This is a genomic window from Sphingobium sp. AntQ-1 (assembly GCF_028538045.1).
GTDB lineage: Bacteria > Pseudomonadota > Alphaproteobacteria > Sphingomonadales > Sphingomonadaceae > Sphingobium > Sphingobium cupriresistens.
The window spans coordinates 985,217-1,010,163 of sequence record NZ_CP117158.1 but is presented as its reverse complement, the minus strand read 5'-3'; the positions used below and the strand labels follow the sequence as shown (position 1 = coordinate 1,010,163).

The following is a 24,947-nucleotide window of genomic DNA, read 5'->3' as shown; positions in this document are numbered from 1 at the left end:
TGACAAAGTGCATATTGGCGTCACGAAACTATCATGACTAGGCTTTCCTTTCGCCGATGACACGTTATATGGCGGTCCGCGCCGACAAGATCGGCCCTGCTGGGGCGTCGCCAAGTGGTAAGGCAGCGGCTTTTGATGCCGCCATTCGCAGGTTCGAATCCTGCCGCCCCAGCCAGTTTCCTTTGTAAGCGATTGAAAAGGCGTAATCTGCCCCCGTTCCGCTTTCGGCATCCGCCGTGAGTGTGACCTATCCTGTGACCCATTGCGTGTCATGGGACTGTAAAAGGGCACTAGCCTTGAAACATCATCCCAATCTCGTCCGCCGCGACGGGCAATTCTACTATCGCGCCTCTTTCTCACTGGATGGAAAGGTTTTCCTCATACGCCTGTCGCTAAAGACGGCGGTTCGCTCAGTCGCGCGGGAGCGGGCGGCATTGATGGACCGCATTTTGAAAGACCGGTGGCACAATATCGTGAACGAACAGGACGGCATCGGCGAAGCGGACAAGGCATCGATCCTGCGTGCAACCGCGCTCAAGGTGCGCGACGGGCTGGAAACGCTTCATGCCAATGAGCAGGCAAACGGTCATGACGATGCCGAGGACGCCACGCTGGAGCATCTGCGCACGCTGCGTGGCCTTGATTATGTTGCCCGCGACATCTTCACTAACGGCATCGGCCCGTCGTTCGGTTCCCATGGCCATTTCTCTAGTCGCTTCGTTGAGGGCATGCCCCATCTGGATTGGGATCAGCTTCAGCGCATTCAGGAAATTCTGAGCAATAGCGCATTGGTAGCGGCAGCTACGGACGACGGGGCAAGGAAGGCTCTGACCGAACGGAATATTTACGCAACGCCCGCCAACATCGTGCTGGCCCGGCGGCAGATGATGCTCGGAACACTGCTGGCTCTGCGCGAAGCTGAGAAGCAAATGCTGGCACCCGCTGATGATCTTGACCAGCTGCTGGCATCGCTTGAAATGCCAACGGGCATGCCAGGGGCGATGCCCACCGACACGCATGAATATCGTTATAGTGCTGCAGGGCATGTGCATAGGGATGCAGGACTAGCGATGTCACAAGCGGACGCGTCGGTCGTTGCAACTATTCCGCCCCCGACTGATGCAACTGCAACAGCTGGCGGGATGACGATCACTGTTGCTGCCAAGGCCTTTCTCGCTGCTAATCCCAAATTTGATCAAGGCTTCGCTACATCGCGCTGGACCGACAAAACGCGGTCCCAGTTCGACTCCGCGATCTTCCTCGCCGCGAAATTCTTCGGGCAGGATGTGGCGATTGCGGCGATCGATGAAAATATGGTGGCCGAGTTGTTCCGGACGCTGCGTTGCCTGCCGCCGAACCACCACAAGACACCTGCGCATGCGGGAATGACTTTGGAGGAGATCATCGAATCGAATCGAGGAACGGGCCTCAGCCTGGCCACCACCAATCGTCATATGCGGTTCTTAAAGCTGATTTTCGATTGGGCGGGCAGACGTATGGCTAACCCGCCTGTCATCGAATGGGGTGCCTTTGTCGAGGCTGACAGTCGTGTCAAACGCGACAAGCGCCCGGCCTTCACTGCGAGTGAACTGGAAGCGCTGTTTCAAGGGGCTGTCTGGTCAGGCAGCGAATCCAGAACCCGGCGCATAAAGCCAGGGCTTCATGTCTGGCACGACAGCGCTTATTGGGTGCCAATCCTGCTGGCTTATACCGGCGCGCGGCGTGAAGAGGTCGCCAAGGCCATCGTCGATGATATCGCGATGATCGACGATGTGTGGGTATTACGGATCCGCGAAACCGAAACCGGGCGCGTGAAGACAGCTTCATCCGTCCGTGACGTGCCGCTGGCTGATGAAGTGTTACGTCTCGGGTTTCTCGATTTTGTCGAGCACCGCCGCCAGACCGGGGTAGCTGCCTTATTCCCGGAACTGGCTGCCAGTGGGTCCAGCTATGGCGATGCTTTCTACAAGAAATGGTGGCGTGCATTTATGCGTGCCGGGCTGGTGCCGGATGGCAAGGATATGCATTCGATGCGGCACTATGTCGCAACTGTGCTGGCCGAGCATGACATTTCCGAAGAGCGCCGTGCCGATCTGTTGGGCCACACCATCCTGAGCAGCGAAACGGCTCGCACCTATACAAAGCGGACGCCGCTAAGGATCATGCGGGATGTGGTGAACACGATGCCGCGGGTGACCGCTCATCTAAAGCCCATGCCGATCAAGCTGACCTGATTGCGGGCGGGCGCTTAACCGGGCGCCCGCTTTCCCTCCATCGCCTCGAATGGCGTGGCGGCGATGCGGTGAGGCCGGTTTGGGCGCCGCAGTCACCTTAATGAAACGCGCGTGCCACGCTGGCATGATGCTCCGCGATCTCGGTCACGGAAACCGTCGCTCCAGTCTCCGTCGCGATCCGGACCCAGTCGGCGAGTGCGGCGCGTACGCTGTCGATGATTTCTGTTATGGTTCGATCGGAAAGTCCGTGCCTTCGCCCCAACGTCATCACCTGCGCACGGGTTGGTTCGCGCCCTTCGCCTTCTATCGCCATGTAATGTTCGCCGCCGGGACCAGCCGAAAAAGTCAGGTCATAGGCGGGGGCCAGCCGCCATTCTCCGGCTTCGTTCTGCAGGAAGCTGTGTTGACGTGTGTGATCGTCGCGGTTGTGCGCAAGAATATTGAAAACCATGCGACGGAAGGCCTCTTCCACATCGGCTGCATGGCGGGTGATGGCCATAGTGGCGCGGAGGAAAGTGTCATAATCGATGCTAGGCATGTCGGCGCGTGCTTCCAGTGCCCCGGCGAGTGAAATCATGTGGAGCCGCTGCCGGGACTCAGGTCGATCGAACCTGCGGGTTGCAAAATAGCCTGGAGTTTCCTTTGCGGGCAGTATGCGAGACGCGGCCATATTGATCCCCGCAGTTCGCGCCAGTTGGGCATAAGCCTCTTCTACTGGGCCAATGTCTAGGGGATCGACAGTGGCGCGAAATTTTACGATCCAGTCTTCATAACCTGGGCTGCCATCAGCGTTTAGTTTCCCGTCTGGCGCGATACCAAGGTGGACCTTGGGACGAGCGCCGCCTGATGCTCCGCCTAAGCGGGCAAGCGCATCAATCTGTCCGACCTGGTCACCGAGCAGCAAAATCCGCGACTCCTCAGCGAGCGCGTCGAGGTCAATCATACCTACATCGTCCTCCGGTGTCGTCGCCGGTTGGTATACCAGCGCGCCACGACCGCTTTGGCCGACGAGAGCAAGCTGGTCGACGACATTTAGCGTGTCGGTACGGATGCCCTGCTTTTCCAGGCGGCGCTTCATCAACAAGCGTCCCCATGCGTCAGGCAGGCTATCTGACAAGAAGCCGTGCAGACCTTCGAAGTTGCGACTACGCGCTGCATGCAGGCCTGGTTCAGGCGGGTATAGCAGCGGATCGATTCGACGATCATGTTCGATGACGGCCGCTGACCATTCAATCTGGGCCAAGCCACCTGCCATGGCAAGGCGGGCCACGGGACTGGGCGCCTTCCGTTCATCGATCATCAGACCGACTTCAAGGGGGGTGCCGGGCGAAAGTTTCATGACGGTTTAGCCGCAGTAGCGCGAAGGCGGGCCTTCGACCGCCTTGCTTCGGCGGCCTTTTGCTGACGAAGCAGTGCGTCCATTGACGTCGCGGGTGGCGCGGGAAAGAGCCCGGAAAGATCTTGTTCGCAACGCAGCGCTACCGCCGCGCGAACAAGATCTTCGATCGAGGCCTTGCCTTCGGTTTCAAGGCGACGCCAAGTGCGATACGAAATGCCGGCGCGTGCCGCAGCATCCACCTGGGTGAAGCCCATGTCCAACCTTCGCGTTTTGACGCGGCGACCGATAGCTGCGGCTAATTCGATTGGCGTTTCAAGCATTGTCCACATATGGCCGATAGAACGACTTTAATCAACCAATTGTCCATATTTGGCCGAAAATATCTGGCAACTCTGAAGTGGCCTATCATGAGGTGTCCCAGATATTCTTCGAAGGGCGCTCGCTCTCGCAAGCGCCTTTGCTATGCCGACATTCGATAACGCCCGCGCCATGTGACGTGAGCCCGGTTGAAGTGATTGCAACTTTGAATAAGACGGCAAGAGATATGAAGGCGGAGGCAAAATAGTTGCGGCTTGTCCCAAATAGTGGAGGTGAACGAGCCTTCGATATTCTCAAAGGATTCAAGGGCGAGGCGCTAGACGTTCTCACCGATCAGGTTTCGTTGTTTGGTGCCCATTCTGTGCTTGAGGCCGGGGTGAAGGGCCTTGGCAGGGTTCTGTTGGGCGCGACGGCCGAAGAGATGTTTGCTGGTGACGATGCAGACCGCTTTCGCCGCAACCGTCTCCGGGGCCGCGCCCTCTCCACAGCGCTAGCCCAGGTGATTGCGGCGGCGGACATCAGGCAGACGCGCTTACCACCTTCCCAATCTGTGCTCCTCTCTCCACGCGGTGCCGTCATCGGTAATTGCGGCCTGACGACCGGCGGTCTGGGTATCGCGCCGCAGTCGCGCCTGGGTTTTGTCCAGCAGACAGAGAATGACGCGGAACTGGCCATGGTCGGCCAGTGGTTCGAGACAGAATGGAACGCCGCCGATGCGAACGGACCAGCGGTCTCCGCATTGACCGAGGCAGTCTCGGCGGCCGCCGCCGATCATGCTCCCGCCGCGGTCTACACACAGGCGCTCCACCAGCTCTTTGCGGAGATGGAGGCCGGCACGGACGAGTCGCGTATCGTCGATTCGGCAACCGGGATCCGTGAAACCCAGGTCTGGTCGAAGCTATACCGCTTCCAGAAGGACGGCGTCATTGGCGCCATCGACAAGTTGCAGCGCTTTGGGGGGTGCATCATCGCCGACAGCGTTGGCTTGGGTAAGACCTTCGAAGCGCTGGCTGTCATCAAATATTTTGAACTGCGCAACGCCCGCGTGTTGGTTCTTGCTCCGAAACGCCTTCGCGAAAACTGGACGTTGTGGACCCGCAATGATGTCCGCAACATGCTCGCCGCCGACCGCTTCGCCTTCGACGTGTTGAACCATACCGACCTGTCGCGCGAAGGCGGGCAGTCAGGCGATATTGATCTGGGCCACATCAACTGGGCCAACTATGATCTGGTCGTCATCGATGAGAGCCACAATTTCCGGAACCGCCCCGCTGGCAAGGGCGAGCGGGAAAGCAGATACGATAAGCTGCTGAACGCCGTCGTGAAGGCCGGCGTGAAAACCCGTGTGCTGATGCTGTCCGCAACGCCGGTGAACAATCGGCTCAACGATCTGAAGAACCAGATCGCTTTCGCCACCGAAGGTCACGATCAGGCGCTGGCTGGCCACGGGATTGCCAGCATCGCTGGGACTATCCGCATCGCGCAGGGCCAGTTCAACCGCTGGCAGCAACTGCCGGAAGGCTCGCGGACCCCGGCAAAGCTGCTGGAGATGCTGGGTTTCGACTATTTTCGTCTGCTGGATCTGCTGACCATCGCCCGCAGTCGAAAGCATATCGAACGCTATTACGGAACCGCCGAGACCGGCACATTCCCGGAAAAACTGGCTCCGGCCAACATCAAGTCCGACGTCGATCTGACCGGCACTTTCCCGCCGATCGTCGAGGTGAACAATGAAATCCGGCGGCTGAAACTCGCGGCTTTCGCGCCGCTTCGTTATGTTCTGGATGATCGCCGGGCGGCATACGAGCGTCGCTATAATCAGGATGTGGCAGGCGCAGGCGGCGGCGCCAGCGTGTTCCGCCAGCTGGACCGCGAAGAAAGCCTGATCGCACTGCTGCGGGTCAACCTGCTCAAGCGCATGGAAAGCTCTGTCCACGCTTTCGCCCTGACCATCGGCCGCCAGTTGGAGGCGGTCGAGACGCTGATCGCCCGGATCGACGCGCATGACGACAGCGTGGCCGCGCCCATGATCGACGATGTGGACGATGACGATCCCGCCTTCGACCAGCTTGGCGTCGGTCGTAGCGTCCGCGTATTGTTGAGCGACGCGGACCGTGTTCGCTGGCGCCAGGATCTGGCCGAGGATCGCGACCGGCTGGCGCGCCTACACATGCAAGCCCAAAGCGTCACGCCGGAACGGGACGCAAAGCTGGCCGACCTGAAGAAGCTGATCGCCGACAAGCTGGCCGACCCGTTCAACCCCGGCAACGTCAAGCTGCTGGTGTTCACTGCCTTCGCCGAGACAGCGGCTTATCTCTATGACGCGATCCGCGAACACTATCCGCACCGCATGGCACTGGTGACGGGATCAGGCCGCAACCGGACGACCCATCCCAAACTGACAGCGGACCTCAGCTCTATCCTGACTGCCTTCGCGCCCGGCGCGCGATCGCGGCCAGAGTCGCTGGCGGGCGAGGAAGAGATCGACCTCATCATCGCCACCGACTGCATATCCGAAGGCCAAAACCTGCAGGACTGCGATTGCGTCGTGAATTACGACATTCACTGGAACCCGGTCCGCATCGTTCAGCGCTTCGGGCGGGTTGATCGCCTGGGCTCTCCCAATGCTGTCATCCGGCTGGTCAATTTCTGGCCGAACATGGATCTGGACAGCTACATCGGCCTGGAGCGCAGCGTGTCCGGCAAGATGATGCTGCTGGACGTGTCCGCGACCGGCGAGGAAAACCTGATCGAGGCGCAGGCGGGCAACCAGATGAACGATCTGGAATATCGCCGCCAGCAGCTCGAAACCTTGCAGTCGCGGGTAGTCGATCTGGAGGATTTGTCCTCCGGCGTGTCCATCACTGACCTGACGTTGAACGACCTGCGGCTCGATCTGGGGCGCCTGTCGCCGGACGAGCGTGCGGCGCTGGGCAGGCAACTGATCGGCACCTACTCTCCCATCTTCGCCAGCGACGATTTTCCGCCCGGTGCGCTGTTCGTCCTGCGTGCCGCCACCCCGGCGGCAGAGCGCTCGATTGCCAAGGGCGATCCGCTCTTCCCCCAGGCGCTGATCTATGTCGGCATGGATGCCAATGGTGAAGAGGGGCGGATCATCCTGCCGCACAGCCAGCCCAAGCGGATGCTGGACCTGCTGCGCCTTGCCGCCGCCACATCGGCGGACCGACAGGCCGAAGCCTGGGCGCGGTTCGATGCCGAAACGCGCGGTGGCGACGCGATGGAAACATGGCAGGCGCTGCTTGCAACGGCCATCCGGGGCGTGACCGGCAAAGCGGAGGAGCGCGCGGTCGAGAGCCTGTTCACCACCGGCGGCATTGAGGGATCGGGCGGCGAGAGCGGGCTTGATGATTGGGAGGTCGTCTGCTGGCTGGCGATCCTGCCCCCTGCATGAGGATGGCGGCATGAGGGCGTGGGCATGACGATCACGCCCGCCGATATCCGCGCGGCGCTGGCCTTGCCGCCGATGAACGCCCCGGCGCGCCGTCTGCCCAAAGACGTTCTGGCGCAGCATGGCGCGGCCAATAGCGCCGATCGCAAGCTGATCGACAGCGTGATCGAGCGGCTGGACTGGTGGGCGACACTGTCTCCGGCCACGGTGGGCATTGCGGCTGGCATCGACGAAGAGCGGCCCGTGCCGGCTATTCAGCTGCTGGCGATGACGGCACGGATCGAGCCAACCCAGCGGCTGCTGACCATGATCCATCGCGCCATTCCAGTGCCCATCATCCTCGCGACAGCGCTGCCGGAAAACGCGGGAACCAGGTTGAGCCTTGCGCCATTGCGCCGGGCAGAGCGGATCGCGGACCAGATGGTCGTCGAGCGTCTGGTGGTCGCGCCGGATCTTGTGGATGCTGAGGGTGCAGCGTCGGTGGCGTTCCTTGCCAGCCTTCCATTGCCGGGCTTGCCGCAGACTGGACTTGGCGCAGTCTATGGCGCGCTGGTTGAGCGGGCGGAGGCATTGGCCATCGCCGGGATCGTGAACGCGCCGTTTCAGCTCGCGCCGGATGCAGCGACGGCTGAGGCGCGCCGGGAGACGCTGGCGCGATACAGGGCGACAGAGGCAGAATGGCTGGCCGTCCGTACGGCCGCGAGGCGGGAAAAGCGGCTGGCGGAGCAGGTTGTACTTGGCAATCAGGTGCGAGTGTTCAAGGATCAGCTGGAAGTGATCGTAGGAGAGTTGGGGGCTTTCTGATGGGGACCGGGGGGTATCATGGCGGAAGCACAGTCATCGGATATGGCATGCGCTGGTCCGATGCCCAGGATTTTCCATCACCAGATCAGCCCCCAGCGGGTAACGCTCCAAAGAGTAAGAAGAAACCGAAGAAGCCTGGTCGAAAGCTCAAGCAAAAGAAGATTTTAGCAGAGCCAGTCGCACAAAATCTCTCCCTTGGCTTTCCCTCTGAGCGCATCCCGCTTATCGCCAGCGTCATGGCTGACATCGGCCGTGGGCTGCCCCGTAAGGGGAGCAAACGGCAGGCTGCTTTGAAACGGCTAGTGGATGAAGGCGTCGTCCTCCCTGATGGACGATTGAATGTGAAACATGCCTGCCTGCGGCAGTGGCTGCAGAAAATGGAGAAAAAGTCGAGTGACTAGCCCTAACGATCCGATCCCCCTGATTGTCCGTGATGACGAAGCAGCGGGCAGCGGCAATCTTGTGGCAGCCAATGTCGCTGCGCTGCGAACTCTGTTTCCTGAAGTCGTCACCGATGGAAAAGTCGATTTTGATGTTTTGCGTGAGTTACTTGGCGAAGCGCTTGAGGAAAGCGAAGAACGCTACGGTTTGAATTGGAAAGGCAAACGGCGTGCCCGCGCCTTTGCGCTGACGCCGAGTTTAGGGACACTTCTTCCGTCGGAAAAGGAGAGCGTCAACTGGGACGAGACGCAGAATATTTTCGTCGAAGGCGACAATCTGGAAGTTTTAAAAGTCCTACGTCGGTCGTACGCTGGTAGAATAAAGCTCATTTATATCGATCCGCCCTATAATACCGGTAATGATTTTGTTTATCCAGATAATTACAAGAGCTCACTTGGTAATTATCTGAATTTGACTGGTCAATCTGGAGGTGATGGCGAGATTCTTAGAGTCCGTTTGGAAAATCAGGGATGAGCGTTTCGTCGTAGGAGATTGCCGCCCATGGCGACGAGGATCATGGCGTGTGATACGTCGATGCGCTTCTCGTAGTCGCGAACCAATCGGCGCCAGCGGATCATCCAGCCAAAGGTCCGCTCGACGACCCATCGCCGGGGCAGCACCTTGAAGCCTTTCTGCTGATCGCTTCGGCGGATGACCTCGATGACGAAATCCAGATAGCTGGCCTTGTCCATGAGTTTGAGACGGTCATAGGCGCCATCGGCGAAGAGATGTTTGACCCAAGGCCATCGCTTGCGGATGCCGTCGAGGATGGTCTGGGCGCCCGCACTGTCAGAAATGTCTGCCGTGGTGAGGTTGACCATCAGCAACCGGCCATCGGTATCGACGGCGATATGTCGCTTGCGCCCGACCACCTTCTTTCCGGCGTCAAAACCGCGCTTTTCCGCCGATGGTGCCTTGACCGACTGGCTGTCGATCACCGCAGCGCTCGGACTGGCCTCCCGCCCCTGGCGCTCACGATCCAGCATCAACTCAATGTCATGGATCGTCTGGAACAGGAACCTGCGCGCCAGTTCGCGAAACCAGCCATAGACCGTCTGCCACGCCCCGAAATGGATTGGCAGCATGCGCCAGCCACAGCCCGATCGAACAAGGTAGCGGACCGCGTTGATCACCTCGCGGAAATCCACCTCGCGGGGGCGGCCCCGACGCCCCGGCTGGGGCATCAACGGTGACAGGCGACCCCATTCCTCATCGGTCAGGTCACTGGGGTAGCGTTTCGTCTTCTTGGCAATCCGGGCAATTCGCCCTCGGCTCTGCTGGGTCCACATCCAGAGCCTGAATCAGACGGATAGCCCCGACGCAACCCCTTCAGCCGATTTTCCAAACAGCCTCTTACGAGTGATCGGGAGATATCTGGCCCGGATTATTCGTGACGTTGTTCGCTTCGGCGGTCCGCGTTTTTCGGTGCCAGCCTGTATGTGATCAGGACGAGGGATTTCGCTGCGTCTATTTCACCGCGGATATTTGATAGGCTTGCGAGTTGGAGGGAGCGGTTCTGGCGTGCGGCCGGGGCGGCTATGTCGGGGCAGGCCTGAAGGCGGCCGCAATGGCCCGGAAGGTGCTGGCCTCGGGACAGGCTGACGCGAAGGCGATGCGGATGCGGGTTGCGGTTTCGATCACGCGGGCGGCGACCTTGAGGAGCCGCAGGCGCAGCGTGGCGAACTCGGCGGCGGCGAGCGCGCTTGTCTTGGGTATCGCCTGCTGGATGCGCCACATCAGCCAATAGGCGGCGGTATGCAGGATCAGCCGCATCTGGTTTGCGTTGGCCGATCGGCATGAAGTTCGATCGCTGCTGAGCTGGCTCTTGTGCCGCTTGATCAGGTTTTCGGCCTGACCACGGGCGCAGTAAAGGCTGTCGTAGATGTGCTCGGCCGAGCCTTCTGCCAGGGAAGTGACGACGTAGCGGATGTCCATGCCCAAGGTGCTGGCTTCGATCCGGGCGACGACGCGGCGCTGACACTTCCAGCTTTTCGCCCCATAGCGGATTTCGGCATAGCTGCGCAGCACCACCCGGTTTTCCTCGGCACGCTGGACGGCACAGGCATCGGCGGCGGCCACGATGTCGGGATTGGCACGCAGGGCGGCGTTGGTGGGAAGGCCGAAGACATAGTCGATGCCATGTGCCTCGCAGAAGGCCATGACCTCGGGCCTGCCATAATGCCCGTCGCCACGGACGGTGATGTGCGTAGCGGGCCAATGCTGGCGGATATGCCGCACGAGGCGCCGGATGTGCCCGGCGGCCTCCGCACCCGAGGGCGTCTTGCCGGTGCGCAGCAGCATGGCGACGGGGCGGCCCGTCGCCGTATCGTACACGTGGATCGGCAGAAAGCATCGCTCGCCATGGTGACCGTTCCAGAACGAAAGTTGCTGGTAGCCGTGCACGACGTCGCAGGTGTCATCGATATCCAGCGTCACCGCTTTGGGCGGTTTGGAATAGCTGGCGCAGTAGATGCCGACCATCGCAATCATCATCCGTGCCAGTTCGCGCGTGGTCGGGGCGTTCTCCCACCGGCTCATCGTCGGCTGGCTCGCCAGACCGACCCCTGCCTCCGGCGACTTACCCAGCGCCAGGCGAAACCCCGGATCGTCACGCAGGGCGTCGAGGTCGTCGGCGTCCTCGTAGCCGCAGGCGATCGCCAGAACCCGCGCCCGCAGGATATCATCCACTCTATGGATCACCCGCGCAGGGTCGCGCGGGTCGGCGATGCAGGCGGCAAGGCGCTTGCAGATACCCATCTCCCGCTCGGCCTGGGCCAGCAGCACTACACCACCGTCCGAAGTCAGTCGCCCTCCGTCGAAGGCGCCCGTCACCTTCTTGCGCAACACCGCTGGAAACGAAATCACCGCCGCGCTATCGTGGCTCTCGGCGGGTGTGGCCTGTGGCATTTTTTGCCTCGCTGCAGGTTGGTCTAGACATCCAATTTCCTACAGCAAGCCAAAGGCTTACGCCACTCCCGCCAACCCTCAAAGCCCCACCGCTGAATAAGACAGGCTGGGCGCTTTCATACCAACTGGCTGAACATGATCTACCCAAGGCTTGCGCTGGCCAAGGAATTTCTCAGTGATGATGGTGTCATCGCCATTAGTATTGATGATGGTGAAGTGTCGTCTCTCCAGAAAATTCTCCAAGAAATTTTTGGAGAAAGTAATAATGTATCTACTTTGATCTGGAAGAGTCGGCAAAATAAGGACAATCGCCCGGAAAAGGGTGTGTCAAACGATCATGAATTTATTTTGGTGTATGGTGGTTCTTTCCGGGGTGAAGAACGGAAAATCGATCAATATTCAAACAATGACGAAGATGAACGAGGGCCGTGGGTAAGTGCGAACATGGTGGGACTCGCGACAGCTGATCGGCGTCCAAATCTTCATTATCCTCTAATCGATCCTGCGACTGGAATTGACTATGGCTGCCCTGAACTTGGGTGGCGATACGACCGGAACTCTATGGCGAAGCTAATTGCAGAAAGTCGTATTTTGTGGCCAGCGGATTCGAAAGGCCGTCCTCGGCGTAAAGCGTTTCTGTCTGAGCTTACATCTGACTACACAGGAGTCGGAAGTATTTTTGGGGAAGGTCTATTTACCCGTCACGGTACTGCCGACATCGCTAAGCTGTTTGATAAGCGTGTTTTCGATTTTCCCAAACCGGTCGATTTAATCACTCGGCTGATAGAACAAAGCGCAAGCGACACGGATATCGTGATGGACTTTTTTGCCGGTTCGGGCACCACCGGTCATGCTGTTATGGCCCGAAATGCTGCGACTGGATCGAAACTTCGACATATTGCTGTGCAATTGCCTGAACCACTTGATGATGGCGATCCAGATCAAAAGACGGCAGCCGTCTTTCTGGATTCTATCAATAAGCCCCGCAATATCGCCGAATTGACGAAAGAGCGTCTGCGCCGTGCGGGTACAAAGATCAGAGAAGAGCATCCGAATGCCAACGTCGACACAGGTTTTCGCGCCTACAAGCTGGCCACTTCAAACCTAAAGCCATGGCAGCCGGATGCCGACGATCTGGAAGCCAGCATCCTCGACGCGGTCGATAATGTGCTGCCCGGTCGAACCCAGGACGATCTGCTGGTTGAACTGCTGCTCAAGACTGGCATCGATCTCACGCTGCCGGAAGAGAAGCGCAGCATTGCCGGCCAGACTGTTCACGCGTTAGGCGGCGGGACGCTGATCGTGTGTCTTGGCGATGTCGGTGCCGACGATACCGAGGCGCTGGGTCAGGGTATGGCGGATTGGGTCGATGCGCTCGATCCGGTGCAGACCACGGTCTATTTTAAAGACACCGGACTCGGCGCCAACGGCAATCGCGCGGCGACCAAGGCGAACCTTGCCGCCATCCTGCGCCAGCGTCTGGGCGATCGCATCGCCAAGATCGCCAGCATCTGATCGGGCAGCTGATGAAATTCGTCTTTGAAGCCGAACTGCCGCACCAGGTCGCCGCGATAGGCGCCGTGGTCGATCTGTTCGCCGGGCAGGAGGAGCGCCAGTCGCTCTTCACCATCGCCCCGCGTCAGATTGCAGGCGAGCTGGAATATAACGAAAAGCTGCTGGGCTATGCGAACCGCTCCGACCTGCTGGACGAGGTGGTGCTGGAGAACCTGCACATCGTGCAGAACCGCCACGCGCTGCCTGCGTCCCCGGAGCTGAATGTCGCCGCAAAGGGCAAGAAGGATGCCGGGGGCGACTATGGCATGGACTTCACCGTGGAGATGGAGACCGGCACGGGCAAGACCTATGTGTACCTGCGCACCATCTTCGAGCTGAACCGGCGCTACGGCTTCACCAAGTTCGTCATCGTTGTGCCCTCGGTCGCCATCCGCGAAGGCGTGAAGAAGACGATCGAGCAGACCCGCGACCATTTCCGCCAGATCTATGACGGCGTGCCGTTCGAGAGTTTCGTCTATGACAGCGGCGATCTGTCGCGGATCATCGACTTCGCCTCCTCCTCGTCGATCCGCGTGATGATCGCCACCGTGCAGTCGCTGGGCAGCAAGGCGGCTGTGTTCCAGCAGGCCCGCGAACAGACCCGCGACATACCCGGTGTGGAATGGGTCCGGTCCACCCGGCCGATCATCATCGTGGATGAACCGCAGTCGGTCGATGCGAATCCCAATGGCGCCGGTCGTCAGATCATGCGCGCGATGCAGCCGCTAGCGACGATCCGCTATTCGGCGACGCATGTGGCCAAATTCCACCCCGTCTATCGCCTCGACGCCTTCGACGCGCACGACCGTGGTCTGGTGAAGTCGATCGAGGTCGACGGCGCCCAGATCCAGGACGCCGACAACAGCCCCTATGTGAAGCTGCTGGAGGTGGAGGCCTGCAAGGGGCATTTCCCGCGCGCCCAGATCGAGATCGCCAAGCAGATGAAGGGTGGTGTGTCCCGCCAGACGGTGTGGGTCGCCGATAACGATATGTTGGAGGACGCATCGGGCGGGCGGACGGTCTATGCCGGCTACCGCATCGGCAATATCGAGAAAATGCGCGGCGCCGGCACAATGCAACTGATCGTCCCCGGCGACGGTGTGAAGGCGCTCGGGATCAACGACAGCTGGGGCGATGTGGACGCGACGTCACTCTCCCGCGCGATGGTGCGCCAGACGATCGAGCACCACTTCCGCAAGGAACAGCGCAATCGGCCGCTGGGGATCAAGACGCTCAGCCTGTTCTTCATCGACAAGGTTGCGGACTATCGCCTGTATGATAAGGGCGGGACTGCCCAGCCCGGCCCGCTCGCGATCATGTTTGAAGAGGAGTATGCCAAGCTGGCCGTGCAGCCGCGCTTCCAGTCTCTTTTTGCCGATATCCCAGCGGACGCGAGTAGCGCGCATGACGGCTATTTTTCGCAGGATAAGAAAGGCCGCTACACTGAGCCGGCGCTGAACAAGGAGGGTGAATTCTCCAACGCGAAGAGCCGTGAAGATGCCGAGCGCGCGTTTGACCTTATCATGCGGAAGAAGGAGGAGCTTCTGAAAGAAGCGGAGCCGCTGCGCTTCCTCTTCTCTCACTCCGCGCTGCGCGAAGGCTGGGATAACCCGAACGTCTTCCAGATATGTTCGCTGCGCGAAATGGCCAGCGAGACGCGCCGCCGTCAGTCCATCGGGCGAGGTCTGCGTCTGTGTGTCGATCAGACCGGCCAGCGTCGCCGCGACGAGGGACTGAACGTCCTTACCGTCATCGCGCAAGAGGGCTACAAGCAGTTCGCCGAAGGCTTGCAGTCCGAAATGGAGCAGGCACTCGACATCAAGCTGGGGATCGTCACCGTCGATCTTTTCGCTGGGCTTACCTATTCCTTGCCGAATGGTGAAACCGCCGTCGTGTCGGTTAAGGAAAGCCGCGCCGTCTTCGATGGTCTCGCTTCGGCTGGGTTGATCGACGATAAGGGCAATGCGAAGCCGGAGTTGCGAACCGCGCTTGCCCAGAACGCCGTGCCGCTGCCGGTTGACTTGCCTGAGCAGGCCGTCAAGCTGATACGCGATATGCTGCATCGTCTGGCGCGCAAGGTGCCGGTCAGCGATGCCCGCGACAAGCGGCAGGTGAAGCTGAACCTGAAGGTGCTGGAGGGGCATGATTTCCAGCAACTCTGGAACCGGATAAGCCAGAAGACAACCTATCGCCTCGATTTCGACGATGCCGCGTTGGTGGCACGATGCGCCAAGGCGCTGCGGGATATGCCGCGTCCGGGCGAGGCGCGAGTGACTTTCGAACTGGCCGAGATGCTGATCGGCCGAGAAGGCGTGACGCCGGAGAAGGTCAGCACATCGCAGCCGCAGCGCCTTGCGGCTACGCGACTGGAGGTGCCGGACTTGCTGGGCGAACTGCAGAACCGCACGGAACTGCCCCGGAAGGTGCTGGCCGACATCCTTGTCCAGTCAGGCCGACTGTCGGATGCAGCGGTGAACCCGTCTGCTTTCGTTGATGCCGTAACCGCGATCATCCAGGCCGGGAAACGCCTGATGATGACGGATGGTATCGTCTATAAGCCGCTGGACGCATGGTGGGCGCAGGACCTGTTCGTGGCGGAGGATGATGTGCCGGTTGATAGGCTTGTGTCTGTTGAGCACGCACCGCTCGACCACATCGTCACTGACTCAAATATTGAGGCGGAACTGGCCAAGGCACTCGACATCAGCGGTTCCATCAAGGTATTCGCCAAGCTGCCCTCGACTTTCAAGGTCATGACGCCGTTGGGTACGTATAATCCAGACTGGGCCATTGTCCGCCAGCACGATGGACGCGAAGATGTCTATCTGGTCAGCGAGAGCAAGGGCGACCTGAATACGCTGCGTGAATCTGAGAAGGCACAGATCGCCTGCGGGAAGGCGCATTTCAAAGCGCTGGATGTCCCGTTCGTGACCGCCACGAATTTGGAGGGGATACTCACGCAGGCATAGCTTGTTTGTCGGAGACCGCGGTCGGCATCGTACGGATCGCGGGCCTCTTTCAGTCGTTTCCCGATATATCGCCTTTATGCGGAAAGATGGCCAATGCGGTGACGAGTTTTCCGGATAAATCACTTTCTTACAGCGATTTGCGTCAGAAAGGCGTTTCTGTTTTCCGGATAAATCGCTTTAACCGTCGGAAGCCATGCAAAAGGGGGCTTCCCGATTGTCCACTCTCATCTTGACGCCATTTGTTTTGCCACATGGGGCCAACGCGAGAGAAAATCGCTTCTAATCCGCCAAACTAAAGCCGGAGACGATCTTCTCGCAAATTATCGGAACTGCTCGCCTATGTGGTTCGCATTCGGGCGTGGCCGTAGATCCATCGCGAAATGGTTGATTTATCGGGAAACTCTGCGCGTCAAATAAAATATATATAAATCAATATGTTATAAAATTCATAAGATGAAAGGGATTTATAGGGAAACGATGAACGCGAATTATACGGAAAAGCGTAAACAGCCTTTCCGGAAAAATCACTTTTATAGCCGGAAAGCGTGCAAAGCGGTTTCCCGATAATTGACTTTCATCTCTAAGACGCCGTTCGCGTCACCTCAGCCGAAATTGGCAAAATCCATAACAAAACAGCCAAAAAGCCGCGTCTCCCAATTTTTCCGGAATTATCGGGAAAAACCGGTCCGCGTGATAAGCAAAGGTACATTGCAGAGGAAATTTCGGAAGCCGCTCGATTTTACGGGAAGCGCCTCGGGCACATAAAAATTCATGTAATTCAATTGATTACAAAATTGAAAAGATAAAGCCGATTTATGCGGAAAGAATGAAAGTGATTTATACGGAAAAGCAAATTAGGCTTTCCCCATAAATCACTTTCATCCCAAAAAGAGATGAAAATCGCGAAAATTTGGAGCAACTTTTATTTATACGGAAAATGGAAAACCGCAAAAAATGGCAATCTGTGCCATTTGCGGAGCCAGAGCCGCCATGAACGGCCAGAAATTTTAGGCGCAATACCGCTAACGTGTGGCAAAGCACACTCGTTAACGTTGAGGCGCAATACCGCTAAGGTTACGCGGTGCGTAATCTTAGCAAAGCGTCGCTTCGTGTGTCGGCACCTGTGGGCCGATTGTGCCAGCGGCCGCGGGCATTGCCGGCAATCCGGCTTTGGGCGGTCCATCCCGATGGACCTTGGGCCTTGCCAGCCCTTCGGGCGGCGCAAATTTATGGCCCGCTCCGGGCGGCTCTGAAGCGCGCCCGAAAGGCGCACTGCGCGCTCAGCTAATTGAACCGGTGTGTAGACATCTTTCAGCATCAATTTTCATGACCGGATACCGTTGGGGAAAAATAGCATTATGCCGCCTCAGCGGCTCCGGTTCGTGACCGCCGGCCGGCGGCGCGTCCCCATGGAGAAACGCCATGCGATCATCGCAGCGCCCACCACTTAAGTACCCTTACGAATATGTATGCGTGTATGATTTAGAGACGATCGTCGATGAGGAAATGCCGGATGGCAGCTTCCCGCCTTGGCCACGGCACCGACCAGTGGCGGGGGCCTTCCTGACCGCCGAATGGTCGCCAGTGGGCTACAGCTTCAAATTCGACACATTATTATGCCGCGAAGGACGTGAGGCCGAGTTCTATCGCAAGATTGATAGCCTGCTACCCTCCGGCGGCATGGGTGTCTCATTGAATGGGCGGAATTTCGACAATGCTGTCCTGCGCCTTCAGGCGCAACGTAACGGCCTATTTGACCTGCGCAATATCGCGCGCCAGTCCGAGTCTGGTCGCTTCGATGTCGCTCATCTCGATCTGATGGACGCGTTCGGCGGTGGCCGGGGCACGTCTCTGGCTGAACTGTGTGGGGCGCTCGACATCCCAGTGAAGACGTCCGTCACTGGCGGCGATGTTGCCGGCCTATGGAAATTGGGGAATTTGGCAGCGATCAAGGCCTATGTGCAGGAGGACGTCATCGCGACGTATATTCTGCACCTGCATGCCGCCGCATGGCGGGAAGGACATGAGCGACAATTGGTGTTGCCGCTCGCTGATTTGGCTGCCTGGATAGAAGGCGAACCGGGGCTGCGACATTTGCTGCCGTTCGCAACATGCCGACCCGCGAAATGGGCGCGCTCACGCGCACCTGCATTGCGAGCGGCTGCCGCCCTTGCTGACGCCGAATTGCGGCTGAAGCGCGAGCAGGACGAGGCGGCGTTTTCCAGCCGCTAACCGCAAGTCCCACCGGAACCCATTCGCACACTTATTTCAGTTCGGTCGCTTCCGAAAGCAAGTGCGTGTGCCTGAAGCAGGACATATTCATGACTGACAAGAATGTTACCTTCGTATCTGTAGCCGCTGCCACCATCATCGTGCCGCAGGCCGCTGGCAGCAATGCGCCGGAAGTTTATCTCATCGGAGCTGGTTTGCTCATCGCCACCTATGATGGCGCCCGTTGGCGGTTCAGCGCCGAGAGCGCCGCTCTAAAGGCTGGAGAGAAAGAGCAGAACCTCCTGCTCTGGCTATCAGACCGACTGCCGATGGCAAATACGGTTATTGGCTGGAACATTGATAATCGGATCGTTCCAGCCTTAATCAATGCAGCTGCCCATGCAGATCCGACGATTGCGCAGCACTTCATGCTTCGGCTATCGCGAGCGCTCCGCAACAATGTCGTGGACCTGGCGATTGATCGCAGCGCCGCCGTTGAGCCCGGTATTGCAGATGAGGTCCGTACGGCGCCCAGCATGGCTCCAGACGTATTGCTTGAGTGTTGGGGCAAGGGGCAGCTCGATACCTTGCGTGCTGACTTAAGGGCCGAAGCGCTTGGCACTTGGCTAGCATTTGTCCGGCAGGGAAAGGCGCCTGGCATGGCAGCAGAACAGGCGACACGCGACTGGATGCATCGTCGCTGCAGCATCCAGTCGGTGAAGAACGGGCCGGGTAAGGCCTAAGTGGAAATTGGTGAAATTGGGATCCGTGAAAGAGCGGAAAATTGAAAATCCCCGGCCAATAGGCCGTCACCTTAATGTTGGAGTATTTGAATGACACATCCCTATTTTGCGCGCAGTCAGGCGTGGGTTTTCGCATTGCGAACTTTGATGGGCTATCCGCCATATGAGCCGACTCGACACACCATGTGCTTTTGCACCAGTGGTCCTCGCGACTTCCAAGATATCTTGCATTTGACCCAGCTTGCCACAGACACGCAGCATGACATGCTGCATTTGACTTTCGCTGAACTAAATTCTCAGGAGCCATGCCTGGTATCGCTGGTGGTGCATAAGTCGCACTGTGTTGAATGGATGCCGGGATGTCAGCTCTATAAGGCAAACGAGAAGGCGCCAGTCGAATTGCTGCAAGGTGGCCTGCGCTGGCGCTTCGACGAGCGAAATCAATTGGTCAGCGACAAACTGCCGCCGCGCCACTTACTTGCCCGGGGCGAGAGGATCGCATGGGACCGCTGGCGCGCAAAGGCTAAAGAAATGCATGGCCTGGAATTGGCCGGCAATAGCTTGGTACCGCAAAACCGGCCTATCACTGAAGCCATTCCGCTGGAGGCGATCAGCGTCACCAGCTGAACCGTCACCTAGCCCTAATCCGCATCACCATGACGCTCTCCGACGCCGCCCCACGTGGGCGGCGTCGGCGTTTCCAGGAGACAAATATGTTTATTACTCAGGACCAGCTCCGTCACGCTCGCCAGGAAGTCGTCGTTCGTCCCCGCAGCATATCCCAGATCGAATGGCCGTACTTCAAAGTGCGGCCCATCAGCGAGGAGTGGCAATATTACGGGCGCGTACCAGCCTATAAATCCGCAGTCGCCAATGTTGCATATATCTGGCGCCACAGTGATCCCGTTGACAGATTCGGCCCCATGCCCGCCCTTTTTTCCGAGCGGCGGTTCGAACTAAAGGGGTCTGGTCTTCTACTACCGGCGAGCGCGCCGGTCTGGGCGGCAAGCGATCCGTATAGAATTTGGGCGGAGGCGGATGCAGTCACTGTCGCGACAGGCGATCGCAGCGCCGTGGCGGCATGGCACGTCGTGTTGGAAATCCCGCTCGATGTGCGTCCGGAAAATTGGCGCTGGCTGACGGAAGGGTTTTTGCACAGCCAGTTGGTGCAACGGGGGGCCGCAGTGGCCTGGGCGATCCATTCTATCGAAGGCGACGATGGCGAGTGGATCGTTAAGCCCCATATGCATGCCATCGTGACGGCCCGCTACTGGCGCCATGACAAGCGCCATGGACGGCGTCACCCCAACTGGATTTGCAATTGGGCGCAGCAGAGGCGGATGGAGTTTGCTTGGCGGCGGCGGTGCTCTGGCATGCGCGACCTTGCGCATGCGGGCTTCTGTCTAAACGACTACTGGCCGTCACGCATTCGATAACCTGAATTTAAAGTCCCTGAATTTAAAGTCCCTCGATCTAGCATACTTGCCATGTCGAGGGACTGCCATCGAAACGCTCCAGACTGATCAAGTCGGGTAGGCGCATAAGACCATCAAATTCATGGCATTGCCTCTCTCCGGCGCTATTATTAAGTAAAAAGTAAGTAATATTTCTTGCAGTGCGAAGACGTTGGGAATCAAGATTGGAGAATTTGATGGTTTCTGTGGTGCGAGATATAAGTCATGTATGCGGCCATCAAGATAGCATTAGAATAGCCGAAAATTCTCATGAAAAAGTCGAAAAATATGCCCTGTGGTTGGCCTCCAAAATTTGTAAAGAATGTTACAAGCTCGAGGGACGCGAAACTCTCAATCTCGCAGCGGAAAAACTGGTGGGTATACCTCTGCCGACGTTGAGGGGCACGGATAAGCAGATTGGCTATGCGACAGCTAACCTGTCTTATTCAGCGGTGGGGCTTTGAGGGTTGGCGGGAGTGGCGTAAGCCTTTGGCTTGCTGTAGGAAATTGGATGTCTAGACCAACCTGCAGCGAGGCAAAAAATGCCACAGGCCACACCCGCCGAGAGCCACGATAGCGCGGCGGTGATTTCGTTTCCAGCGGTGTTGCGCAAGAAGGTGACGGGCGCCTTCGACGGAGGGCGACTGACTTCGGACGGTGGTGTAGTGCTGCTGGCCCAGGCCGAGCGGGAGATGGGTATCTGCAAGCGCCTTGCCGCCTGCATCGCCGACCCGCGCGACCCTGCGCGGGTGATCCATAGAGTGGATGATATCCTGCGGGCGCGGGTTCTGGCGATCGCCTGCGGCTACGAGGACGCCGACGACCTCGACGCCCTGCGTGACGATCCGGGGTTTCGCCTGGCGCTGGGTAAGTCGCCGGAGGCAGGGGTCGGTCTGGCGAGCCAGCCGACGATGAGCCGGTGGGAGAACGCCCCGACCACGCGCGAACTGGCACGGATGATGATTGCGATGGTCGGCATCTACTGCGCCAGCTATTCCAAACCGCCCAAAGCGGTGACGCTGGATATCGATGACACCTGCGACGTCGTGCACGGCTACCAGCAACTTTCGTTCTGGAACGGTCACCATGGCGAGCGATGCTTTCTGCCGATCCACGTGTACGATACGGCGACGGGCCGCCCCGTCGCCATGCTGCTGCGCACCGGCAAGACGCCCTCGGGTGCGGAGGCCGCCGGGCACATCCGGCGCCTCGTGCGGCATATCCGCCAGCATTGGCCCGCTACGCACATCACCGTCCGTGGCGACGGGCATTATGGCAGGCCCGAGGTCATGGCCTTCTGCGAGGCACATGGCATCGACTATGTCTTCGGCCTTCCCACCAACGCCGCCCTGCGTGCCAATCCCGACATCGTGGCCGCCGCCGATGCCTGTGCCGTCCAGCGTGCCGAGGAAAACCGGGTGGTGCTGCGCAGCTATGCCGAAATCCGCTATGGGGCGAAAAGCTGGAAGTGTCAGCGCCGCGTCGTCGCCCGGATCGAAGCCAGCACCTTGGGCATGGACATCCGCTACGTCGTCACTTCCCTGGCAGAAGGCTCGGCCGAGCACATCTACGACAGCCTTTACTGCGCCCGTGGTCAGGCCGAAAACCTGATCAAGCGGCACAAGAGCCAGCTCAGCAGCGATCGAACTTCATGCCGATCGGCCAACGCAAACCAGATGCGGCTGATCCTGCATACCGCCGCCTATTGGCTGATGTGGCGCATCCAGCAGGCGATACCCAAGACAAGCGCGCTCGCCGCCGCCGAGTTCGCCACGCTGCGCCTGCGGCTCCTCAAGGTCGCCGCCCGCGTGATCGAAACCGCAACCCGCATCCGCATCGCCTTCGCGTCAGCCTGTCCCGAGGCCAGCACCTTCCGGGCCATTGCGGCCGCCTTCAGGCCTGCCCCGACATAGCCGCCCCGGCCGCACGCCAGAACCGCTCCCTCCAACTCGCAAGCCTATCAAATATCCGCGGTGAAATAGACGCAGCGAAATCCCTCGTCCTGATCACATACAGGCTGGCACCGAAAAACGCGGACCGCCGAAGCGAACAACGTCACGAATAATCCGGGCTAAGCGATCGGATAGCATTAGGTATCTGATCCGGGGGCCAAATCTCGCGGTTGAGGAAGTAACGCCGCGCGGCCTTGAGGCGGCCGCAAGGATGGTGGCGATCACGGATGCAGGATGGTGGATTGATAACCCAGTGCCATGGTCGATTGAAAAGCGATTGCAATTCGTCGATCGGGTACTTGCCGGCGAATTTGATACGAAATGTTGATTGCCGGGCTTTGCGTGCCGGACTGCCGAAAAATGGAAAGTATCGTCTACACCGGCGAGAAATGATTGCCGATCGACTCGAATTCAGCACGGCATATCGATGGGTCACAGGGGTGTGACCTATGTGACTTGTTCTGTGACCCATCCTGTGTCAAAAACGTCTGGAACGGGCAAACGGATGAAGTTTTTTCAATAACTTATCTATGAAAGTGTCTGGGGAGCAAGGTGGCTCGTGTCCTGCCGCCCCAGCCAGTTTTCTCTTACGCTTCGACAATCCCTGGTTTTCGGACGGGCCCCGGACGAATAGAGATTTCGCGTGAAAGGCGAAATGCCCGCGTCTCGGCTTACCTCTGCGCGCGGCCAAAGCAGGAGCAGCGTATGGACCAAAAGCCCGCCATTATGATCCACGACATCATCGACGCCGCCCGGATCATCGCCCCGGCGGCGGTGCGCACGCCCCTCTTGGAAAATCACGCGCTTAACGATCGATTGGGCCGCCGCGTCCTCATCAAGTTCGAAGGAGCGCAACACACAGGATCGTTCAAGTTCCGTGGCGCATATAACCGCCTCGCACGCCTCGATGCGCAGCAGCGGTCGGCGGGCGTCGTCGCCTGGTCGTCGGGCAATCATGCTCAGGGCGTGGCCGCCGCGGCGCAGTTGCTCGCCCTGCCGGCGACCATCGTGATGCCGTCCGATGCGCCCGCGATCAAACTGGCCAACACCCGCGCGCTGGGGGCGGAGATCGTCACCTATGACCGCCATAGCGAAAGCCGGGAGGAAATCGCCACCGCGCTGGCGCACAGCCGGGGCGCGACATTGGTGCCATCCTTCGATGACCCCTTCGTCATCGCGGGGCAGGGGACGGCGGGGCTCGAAATCCTCGACCAAGCCGCGGAAGCAGGCGCCATCATCGGCCAAATCCTGGTCTGTTGTGGCGGCGGCGGTCTGACGGCCGGGATCGCCACGGCAGTTAAAGCGCGCGCGCCTGAAATCGCCCTTTACGCCGTCGAACCCGCCGGGTTCGACGATACCGCCCGCTCGCTCGCCAGCGGTGTCCGCGAGAACATCGCGCCGGATGCGCGCAGCATCTGCGACGCGCTGATGGCGCCCAGTCCCGGCGCGATGACCTTCCCGATCAACCAGGCGCTGCTGTCGGGCGGCCTCGTCGTCAGCGACGATCAGGTGCGCGACGCGATGCGCTTCGCCTTCTCCACGCTCAAGCTGGTCGTGGAGCCGGGCGGGGCGGTCGCGCTGGCGGCGGTGCTGAACGGCCTAGCTCCGCCCTGCGGCGATGCCAGCGTCGTTGTCCTGTCGGGCAGCAATGTCGATCCGGCCGCCTATGCCGCCATTGTCGGCGGGGCCGCCGCATGATCGATCCGCGCGCCATCCGCACCTTCCTGGCGGTGTGCCGCGCCAACAGCATCAGCGGCGGCGCGCGCGCGCTCAACATTTCGCAACCATCCGTGTCGAACGCCATCGCGCAATTGGAACAATCGCTGGGCGTCTCGCTGTTCGAACGCTCGCGCAGCGGCATCCTGCTCACGCCTGAAGGGCAGGCGCTGCTCCGCCGCGCCGAAGCGATGGACAGCCTTCTGTCGGACGTGCAGGCGGAAGTGCAACTCGCCAGCCGCGGCATCACCGGCCCGCTGCGCGTTGGCGGTACGCCCGGCGCATTGGTCAGTTTGTTGCCCGATGCGGTGCGGCGGCTGGAAGCGCGGATCGGTCGGTTCGCGCTGCATGTTGTCGAACGGCCCGACCATGACCTGGCTGCCATGCTCCATCGTGGCGACATCGAAATGGTCTTCGTCACCACCGGCATTGACGAACCGCCGGAGGGTATCGAGGAGCGCACCTTTTCCCGCGATCCCTTCGCGCTGATCGTGGGCAAGCAGAACGACCATCTACCCGCCAGCCTGTCGCTGCGTGACACCGCACTGATGCGCTGGGTCTTGCCCGAAGCCCGCGGCGCCTTCCGCCGTCAGGTCGATGCGCTGTTCATGGCCGCCGACATTCCGGTGCCGCAGGACATCATTCGCTGCGATTCCCTGCTCACGACCAAGGCGATAGTGCGGGGCAGCCAGCGCGTCACCATCTTGCCGATGCAGGTCGCATCGGCGGAACTGTCGATCGGCGTGCTACGCGCCATCACGATCGCAGAAGCTGCCTTTCCGCGCAGTATCGGTGTGCGGATGCTGGCGGGCGGGCGGCTGTCGCGACTAGGCGAGGCCTTGCTGGATGTGCTTATCCATAGCTCCAGACTATGATGTTCGAAAAAATCATTATTT

At 59.6% G+C, this 24,947-nt stretch carries 19 protein-coding genes and 1 tRNA gene; 16 read left to right on the top strand and 4 right to left on the bottom strand.

Annotated features, from left to right (window positions below):
• The first annotated feature begins 100 nt into the window (after positions 1-100).
• Both sphantq_RS04985 and sphantq_RS04980 read left to right on the top strand, forming a co-directional pair.
• Positions 101-175: transfer RNA gene (locus sphantq_RS04985), tRNA-Gln, on the top strand.
• 121 nt (positions 176-296) lie between these two features.
• A complete protein-coding gene (locus sphantq_RS04980; protein WP_272799743.1) occupies positions 297-2,234 on the top strand; it encodes a site-specific integrase in 1,938 nt (645 codons plus the stop codon).
• 97 nt (positions 2,235-2,331) lie between these two features.
• Here sphantq_RS04980 and sphantq_RS04975 read toward each other — a convergent pair whose 3' ends face one another.
• Positions 2,332-3,573 carry a type II toxin-antitoxin system HipA family toxin gene (locus sphantq_RS04975; RefSeq protein ID WP_272799742.1) on the bottom strand — a complete coding sequence of 414 codons (1,242 nt, stop codon included), beginning with the start codon at positions 3,571-3,573 and terminating at the stop codon, positions 2,332-2,334.
• Positions 3,570-3,827 (bottom strand): helix-turn-helix domain-containing protein, encoded by a 258-nt coding sequence (locus tag sphantq_RS04970; RefSeq protein WP_272799741.1) that lies wholly within the window; start codon positions 3,825-3,827, stop codon positions 3,570-3,572. Before sphantq_RS04970 ends, sphantq_RS04975 begins: the two co-directional genes overlap by 4 nt.
• Before the next feature lie 440 nt (positions 3,828-4,267).
• On the opposite strand from sphantq_RS04970, the gene sphantq_RS04965 reads away from it, so the two are divergent.
• Genes sphantq_RS04965 through sphantq_RS04950 form a run of 4 tightly spaced genes read left to right on the top strand, consistent with a single transcriptional unit; the run spans position 4,268 to position 9,019 of the window.
• Complete coding sequence (locus sphantq_RS04965) at positions 4,268-7,303, top strand: DEAD/DEAH box helicase (protein WP_272799740.1); 3,036 nt, start codon at positions 4,268-4,270, stop codon at positions 7,301-7,303.
• Positions 7,304-7,327: 24 nt separating this feature from the next.
• On the top strand, positions 7,328-8,104 hold the full coding sequence (locus sphantq_RS04960; protein WP_272799739.1) for a DUF4391 domain-containing protein: 777 nt from the start codon (positions 7,328-7,330) through the stop codon (positions 8,102-8,104).
• A 47-nt stretch (positions 8,105-8,151) separates the two neighbouring features.
• Positions 8,152-8,505: a hypothetical protein gene (locus sphantq_RS04955; RefSeq protein ID WP_272799738.1), complete on the top strand. Its 354-nt coding sequence runs from the start codon at positions 8,152-8,154 to the stop codon at positions 8,503-8,505.
• Positions 8,498-9,019 (top strand): hypothetical protein, encoded by a 522-nt coding sequence (locus sphantq_RS04950; RefSeq protein ID WP_272799737.1) that lies wholly within the window; start codon positions 8,498-8,500, stop codon positions 9,017-9,019. The genes sphantq_RS04955 and sphantq_RS04950 overlap by 8 nt, the downstream gene beginning before the upstream one ends.
• Here the strand turns inward: sphantq_RS04950 and sphantq_RS04945 are convergent.
• Positions 9,010-9,834 carry an IS5 family transposase gene (locus sphantq_RS04945; protein WP_272799736.1) on the bottom strand — a complete coding sequence of 275 codons (825 nt, stop codon included), beginning with the start codon at positions 9,832-9,834 and terminating at the stop codon, positions 9,010-9,012. The two genes, sphantq_RS04950 and sphantq_RS04945, sit on opposite strands and share 10 nt — an antisense overlap.
• A gap of 247 nt (positions 9,835-10,081) precedes the next feature.
• Entirely contained in the window at positions 10,082-11,452 is a 1,371-nt protein-coding gene (locus sphantq_RS04940; protein WP_019052503.1) for an IS1380 family transposase, read from the bottom strand.
• Between the two features lie 135 nt (positions 11,453-11,587).
• Between sphantq_RS04940 and sphantq_RS04935 the strand changes: the two genes are divergently transcribed.
• The 10 genes from sphantq_RS04935 (at position 11,588) to sphantq_RS04890 (ending at position 24,926) form a co-directional block, all read left to right on the top strand.
• Complete coding sequence (locus tag sphantq_RS04935; protein WP_272799735.1) at positions 11,588-12,967, top strand: site-specific DNA-methyltransferase; 1,380 nt, start codon at positions 11,588-11,590, stop codon at positions 12,965-12,967.
• A gap of 11 nt (positions 12,968-12,978) precedes the next feature.
• On the top strand, positions 12,979-15,975 hold the full coding sequence (locus sphantq_RS04930; RefSeq protein ID WP_272799734.1) for a restriction endonuclease: 2,997 nt from the start codon (positions 12,979-12,981) through the stop codon (positions 15,973-15,975).
• A gap of 1,422 nt (positions 15,976-17,397) precedes the next feature.
• Complete coding sequence (locus tag sphantq_RS04925; protein WP_272799733.1) at positions 17,398-18,207, top strand: hypothetical protein; 810 nt, start codon at positions 17,398-17,400, stop codon at positions 18,205-18,207.
• 89 nt (positions 18,208-18,296) lie between these two features.
• Complete coding sequence (locus sphantq_RS04920; RefSeq protein ID WP_272799732.1) at positions 18,297-18,929, top strand: hypothetical protein; 633 nt, start codon at positions 18,297-18,299, stop codon at positions 18,927-18,929.
• A gap of 90 nt (positions 18,930-19,019) precedes the next feature.
• Entirely contained in the window at positions 19,020-19,556 is a 537-nt protein-coding gene (locus sphantq_RS04915; RefSeq protein ID WP_272799731.1) for a hypothetical protein, read from the top strand.
• An 86-nt stretch (positions 19,557-19,642) separates the two neighbouring features.
• A complete protein-coding gene (locus tag sphantq_RS04910; protein ID WP_272799730.1) occupies positions 19,643-20,365 on the top strand; it encodes a MobA/MobL family protein in 723 nt (240 codons plus the stop codon).
• Positions 20,366-20,580: 215 nt separating this feature from the next.
• Positions 20,581-20,847 (top strand): hypothetical protein, encoded by a 267-nt coding sequence (locus tag sphantq_RS04905; protein ID WP_272799729.1) that lies wholly within the window; start codon positions 20,581-20,583, stop codon positions 20,845-20,847.
• 78 nt (positions 20,848-20,925) lie between these two features.
• Complete coding sequence (locus sphantq_RS04900; RefSeq protein ID WP_019052503.1) at positions 20,926-22,296, top strand: IS1380 family transposase; 1,371 nt, start codon at positions 20,926-20,928, stop codon at positions 22,294-22,296.
• 744 nt (positions 22,297-23,040) lie between these two features.
• On the top strand, positions 23,041-24,033 hold the full coding sequence (locus sphantq_RS04895) for a threonine ammonia-lyase (RefSeq protein WP_272799728.1): 993 nt from the start codon (positions 23,041-23,043) through the stop codon (positions 24,031-24,033).
• On the top strand, positions 24,030-24,926 hold the full coding sequence (locus tag sphantq_RS04890; RefSeq protein ID WP_272799727.1) for a LysR family transcriptional regulator: 897 nt from the start codon (positions 24,030-24,032) through the stop codon (positions 24,924-24,926). Before sphantq_RS04895 ends, sphantq_RS04890 begins: the two co-directional genes overlap by 4 nt.
• Positions 24,927-24,947 lie beyond the last annotated feature (21 nt).